This is a genomic window from Clostridium sp. ZBS2 (assembly GCF_023845855.1).
GTDB classification, from domain to species: domain Bacteria; phylum Bacillota; class Clostridia; order Clostridiales; family Clostridiaceae; genus Clostridium; species Clostridium aquiflavi.
Window position 1 is genome coordinate 1577 of the sequence record NZ_JAMQIF010000043.1, and the last position, 5532, is coordinate 7108.

The 5532-nt window shown below is 27.0% G+C and carries 6 protein-coding genes, 1 tRNA gene and 1 rRNA gene; 1 reads left to right on the forward strand and 7 read right to left on the reverse strand.

Features of this window, described 5'->3' with window-relative positions:
- Positions 1–158: 158 nt before the first annotated feature.
- The 7 genes from NG918_RS16220 to NG918_RS16250 all read right to left on the reverse strand — a co-directional run bounded on the left by NG918_RS16220 (position 159) and on the right by NG918_RS16250 (position 4506).
- Positions 159–234 (reverse strand) — tRNA-Phe (locus NG918_RS16220).
- 6 nt (positions 235–240) lie between these two features.
- Positions 241–357: ribosomal RNA gene (gene rrf, locus NG918_RS16225) — 5S ribosomal RNA — on the reverse strand.
- A gap of 466 nt (positions 358–823) precedes the next feature.
- Positions 824–1315: a MogA/MoaB family molybdenum cofactor biosynthesis protein gene (locus NG918_RS16230; RefSeq protein ID WP_252227080.1), complete on the reverse strand. Its 492-nt coding sequence runs from the start codon at positions 1313–1315 to the stop codon at positions 824–826.
- A 284-nt stretch (positions 1316–1599) separates the two neighbouring features.
- On the reverse strand, positions 1600–2055 hold the full coding sequence (locus NG918_RS16235; RefSeq protein WP_252227082.1) for a GyrI-like domain-containing protein: 456 nt from the start codon (positions 2053–2055) through the stop codon (positions 1600–1602).
- A 67-nt stretch (positions 2056–2122) separates the two neighbouring features.
- Positions 2123–3019 (reverse strand): helix-turn-helix transcriptional regulator, encoded by an 897-nt coding sequence (locus NG918_RS16240; RefSeq protein WP_252227091.1) that lies wholly within the window; start codon positions 3017–3019, stop codon positions 2123–2125.
- Between the two features lie 155 nt (positions 3020–3174).
- On the reverse strand, positions 3175–3726 hold the full coding sequence (locus tag NG918_RS16245; RefSeq protein WP_252227093.1) for a Uma2 family endonuclease: 552 nt from the start codon (positions 3724–3726) through the stop codon (positions 3175–3177).
- 225 nt (positions 3727–3951) lie between these two features.
- Entirely contained in the window at positions 3952–4506 is a 555-nt protein-coding gene (locus NG918_RS16250; protein WP_252216675.1) for a GNAT family N-acetyltransferase, read from the reverse strand.
- Between the two features lie 136 nt (positions 4507–4642).
- On the opposite strand from NG918_RS16250, the gene NG918_RS16255 reads away from it, so the two are divergent.
- A complete protein-coding gene (locus tag NG918_RS16255; protein WP_252216677.1) occupies positions 4643–5389 on the forward strand; it encodes an NAD-dependent protein deacylase in 747 nt (248 codons plus the stop codon).
- Positions 5390–5532 lie beyond the last annotated feature (143 nt).

The window sequence follows — 5532 nt, forward strand, 5'->3', positions numbered from 1 at the left end:
TAAATGTGACAATACTCATTGAGAATTCTCAAAGTCCAATTACAATGCCACTTTACCTATTGCATATATCAACACACATTTAAAACAGAGCCTTTTTATTTAAAAGAATTTAATATTCCTAAAGAATAAAAAAAACACTAACATTGTTAGTGTTTTTTTGGTGGCTCGAACTGGAATCGAACCAGTGACACGAGGATTTTCAGTCCTCTGCTCTACCGACTGAGCTATCGAGCCATGCTTACCTGGCAACGTCTTACTCTCCCACACAGTCTCCCGTGCAGTACCATCAGCGCTGTAGACCTTAACTTTCCTGTTCGGAATGGAGAGGAGTGTTACCTCTACGCCGTCATCACCAGATCACAAGTAGTATTATATCTAGATATCACTATTATGTCAACAACTTTTTTAAACTTTTTTGATTTTTTTGTTTTTTATTTATATTAAGACTTACTGTATACTTCTTTAACACCTGATATCAGTAGCATTAATAGGATTTTAAATATAATATATAAAAGTATTTATTTTTTAGGCTATGTTTTAAGTGAATGTTGATATTTTAGTATAAGGGCGAAATGGCGTTGGAATTTGCTTTTTAGAACTCTTAATGAAGATTTGTATAATTAATTGCTTGTCAGCAATCTTTGATTGGGAGCATGCATTAATTGGACTAAGCTTTATTTTAGTGTTCTTAAAGTAAATTCCTCTGTCCATGAGCTTTATACTACAATATCAACACTGTTTTAAAACATAGCCATTTTTTAAAATTAAAACCCTATAACTAAAAAATATAGCTTAATTTCAATAAATTTTCTTATTATATTCTCTATTTTCTTGCACATTCTTTTGATTTTTCCAGCAAAATATCTATTCCATGCTTTATATCATTTAACACAAAATCCAATGCTTCCTTGCATGCTTTTGGACTTCCTGGCAAATTAACTATTAACGTTTTCCCTCTAATTCCAGAAATAGCTCTTGATAACATTGCTCTTTTAGTTATTTGAAGACTATAATATCTTATCGCTTCACATATTCCTAGTGCTTCTCTTTCAATAACTATCCTAGTTGCCTCTGGAGTTATATCTCTTGGAGAAAATCCAGTTCCCCCTGTACTTAAAATAAGATTAACATTAAGTTCATCACTCATATATATAAATTCTTTTGACAACATATCCTTATCATCAGGAAGAATTATTTGCCTTACAACTTCAAAATCATTACTTTCCACTATTTCCTTTATTACAGCTCCACTTTTATCTTCTCTTTCGCCTGTATATCCTTTATCACTACTTGTAATAATTCCAACTGTATACATTAATCCAAACCTCCTCAATATCTAATACTAAAAAACTTTATTATTTTCCCCCTATTTTAACTAAGTAACTATTATAAAATTATATCATAATAAAATACATAATTACCAAATATTTATTTATAAAACTTTAATAGAATTCTTTGTTATAAATCTTTTTTCCAAAGGTATGTTTATATTTCAAAATTAATTGCCTACTATAATAATACTATTCTTAAATAAAGATAAGCTAAAAAATTTAGTTTTAACCCTTTAGCTTATCTTTAATTCATCATATAAAATTTATTTTAATCAACAGATATATAAATATGAATTTCTGCATTTTCCATATCACAATTTTGATATTCCTCAAAATCACATCTATAATTTCTATTTAATTTCATATTCCATAACTCTTGCCAAAAATTATTAACTGCTTGTTGTACTTGTCCATGAACAATAAACTTAGCATATTTTCCAGCTGGAATAACTTTTACTATAGTGCCTTCACTCATATTTTCTGCATCACTAACTTCACACCCTACCGTAACACTATACTCGCTATTAACATCACTTTCATAATCAGAGTAAATACCTATTGCTTTATCATTTGATTTATTTTTAATAGTATTATATACTCCACCTTCATAAAGATTTTGCCACAGTGATCCTATTATCTCTGTCATATTATCATCACAATTTTTTGTTCTAGCAGTTAATCCTACTACTTTCTTTTCTTTTAAATTTACAACCTCATAATTCATATTTGATTACCTCTCTTTCTTTAATAATCAAATATTAACAAACATAACATGACATCTATGTGTCATATTATAAATATTTTTTTATAATTTCTTCTACTTTTTTCTTAAGTTCTTCTCTCATCTCTAACGGTTCAAGTATCTCAAGGCTATTTCCAAAACCAAGAAAATAATCATATAACCATTTAGTTTTTGGAACACTTACTATAATATAAAATTCATTATTTTCTAAAGTAATTTTTCCATTTTTAAATTCATCATAAACCCTTGAAGCCATGGAAATATGTACTTTAAGCTTCACTTCAATTAATTCTTCCTTTGGTGACATATCATAACTAATATTTAATGGTGGTGTATTTACAAAGGTATCTTTTAAAATTTCTATTTTTTCTATTCTTGTTAATTTAAAAAACCGCATATCTTTTCTTTTTCTGCAATATCCATAAATATACCAATTATATCCTTTGAATATCAATTTGTATGGTTCTACAATACGCTCTGACCTCTCACCTTTATTGCTAAAATAAGAAATATATACTGCCTTTGAATTAATAATACTGTCTTTAATAATTTCAAAATTTTCTTTATCCTCTTCACTTTGCTCCCAACCTGAAAAATCAATCTCTATCCAATCAATTGCATCCTTCCTAAATAAACTTCTTAGTTTTAAAAAAGAATCATCTACATTTATCTGTCCTGTAGCATTTACACTTTGTAATGCCATAAGTACTTGTTTCTGCTCACTATCAGACAATATAGCTTTATCTATAGAATAATTGTCTAAAATAGAAAGCCCGCCACCTTTACCCTGAGCTGAACAAATTGGTATACCATTTGTAGATAATATCTCAATATCTCTGTATATAGTTCTAACAGATACATTAAATTGCTCTGCTAATTCGGCAGCAGTAACACTCTTTTTACTAACTAATATATTTACAATAGAAAATAATCTATCTATTTTCATTTAATTTCCTCACTAAAAAATATATCTATTTATACAAATTATACCATTAAAATTCATAATGTTATACAGATTATTTTTCTATATTACTTTAATTTTTATAATAAATTCCTAAAGAATAAAAAAGCGCCTAGTTGTGAACTAGACACTTACAAAAATTATTCAAATATATCAGTTAAATTTATTTTTAAATCTGAAAATACAGTTGAACTATATTCATCACTATTCTTATATACATTAACTATCTGATATGCTCCATCAATCAATGCATGTTGGACAATAAAGCCAGTTTGTTCTACAAGGTTATATTCTAATACCCCAAACCTTTCATAGGTATCATATTTTCTACCCTTATCAAATTTAGCAGTTGATTTTGATAATATCTCAAATATTACTCTTGGAGTGGAAGTAAAGCTTTCACCTTTTTTAGTTGCATCTTCACACATAATAAAAATATCTGGTTTATATTTTCTAATATCATCTTTATAATTAAATATTACCTCTATTTGTTCATCATAAGCTTGGCATTTTGAACCTTTTAAATATATTGAAAGTTCGGTTAAAATATTTCGTTTAATTTGACTATGTTTTATTGGTGCTGTTGAACTTAAGAATATTAAACCATTGTCATACTCTGCTTTTCCATCATAATGAGCTTGAATGTCTTCAAATTCTTCTTCACTATAATTATTTACATAGTCATAATTCACAAAATAACCTCCTTATTATATAGTCTCCTCATCGTAGACTATCTCAAATGTACACTTATTTCTTCCATTTTTAAACAAATTAAAAGTACATATAAATTTTAATTTTTTACCATTATATTTTTTCATTTATATCTATTTTATCATTTGTTTAATTTACTACCATAATTATATTAAATTCTTCATTCATTATCAATGAAATCTAATTTATCATATATACTTATTATTCTAATTTTTAGAATGATTAATTTTTCTGTCATATCTATAATAAAAAAATGGCTTTTCTTTCTCCTCACCAGAATTTAAAATCATTCTTGTCTCAACTTTTTTAAATCCAACTGATTCAATAACTTTTTGAGACGGATAATTATTTATTTCAACAATTGCTATAACAAAAGGAAAATTATAATTATCAAATCCCCATTCTAATATTGCCTTAGCTGCTTGTTTCATATACCCTTTTCCTGAGTATTTTTCAGATATAAAATATGCTATTTCAATTTCATTATTAACTTCAAATTTAGTTTGTAGTGCTATTATTCCTAATATAGTATTATCTGATTTTTTTTCTATAACTAACTGACACCATAAATCATTTTCATTCTGTTTATCATAAAAATCTATTACTTCAGAAATCCATTGTTTTGTTTCTTTCTTTGTACTTTTCCAATCTGGCATCCATTTTAAAATATATTCCTCATTCCTTATTTCATGAAGTACATTTAAATCATTTAATTTTATATTTCTTAATATAAGATCTTTAGTTTCAATAATAATATTCACTTTTTCATCCCCTGCCAAATTCAATTTTATGAAAATTATACCATTAAAATAAATACTATTTGTTCATATCTCTTTAATTTTTATAATAAATTGTGTAATAATAAATATATATAAATACAGTTTGGAGATGATTTTTATGAGTATTGAAATAGATAAATTATCAGATATTTTAAAAAACAGCAATAACATAGTCTTCTTTGGCGGTGCAGGAATGTCAACCGAATCTGGAATACCTGATTTTAGAAGTGCTAATGGTTTGTTTAATAAAAAACTTAATGTAACTTTTACACCTGAACAATTAGTATCTCATAGCTTTTATATTAGACATCCTGAAGAATTTTTTAACTTCTATAAAGCTAAACTTATATATCCAGATGCTAAACCAAATAGCGGACATATCGCTTTAGCTAAACTCGAAGAAATGGGGAAACTTAAAGCTATTGTTACCCAAAATATAGATGGACTTCATCAAGCTGCTGGTTCTAAAAATGTTTTCGAACTACATGGATCTGTTCATAGAAATTATTGCACTAATTGTAATGCATTTTATGATTCAGATTTTATATTAGAATCAAAAGGAATTCCTATTTGCACAAAGTGTGAAGGAACTGTTAAACCAGATGTTGTTCTTTATGAAGAAGGATTAGATGATAATACTATCACAGGTGCAATTAAAGCAATATCTAAAGCTGATACCTTAATTATAGGAGGTACTTCATTAGTTGTTTATCCAGCGGCTGGATTAATTGATTATTTTAGAGGTAAAAATCTTATTCTTATAAATAAAAGTTCTACTTCAGCTGACTCAAAGGCTAATCTAGTTATTAATGATTCTGTTGGAAAAGTTTTAAGTGAAGCAGTTAATAATTTAGCTCTATTTTAAATGTGTGTTGATATATGCAATAGGTGAAGTGGCATTGTAATTGGACTTTTAGAACCCTTAATGAGTATTGTGACATTTACTGCTTGTCCTAATTTTATATTGGGAACAAGCTAAAATGGAACTATACTCATTTTAGTGTTCTT

Excerpts from the sequence above, each read along its gene's own strand:
- NG918_RS16240 (WP_252227091.1), bottom strand. The coding sequence starts at position 3,019 with ATGAAAATAGATAGATTATTTTCTATTGTAAATATATTAGTTAGTAAA.
- NG918_RS16235 (WP_252227082.1), bottom strand. The coding sequence starts at position 2,055 with ATGAATTATGAGGTTGTAAATTTAAAAGAAAAGAAAGTAGTAGGATTA.
- NG918_RS16230 (WP_252227080.1), bottom strand. The coding sequence starts at position 1,315 with ATGTATACAGTTGGAATTATTACAAGTAGTGATAAAGGATATACAGGC.
- NG918_RS16255 (WP_252216677.1), top strand. The coding sequence starts at position 4,643 with ATGAGTATTGAAATAGATAAATTATCAGATATTTTAAAAAACAGCAAT.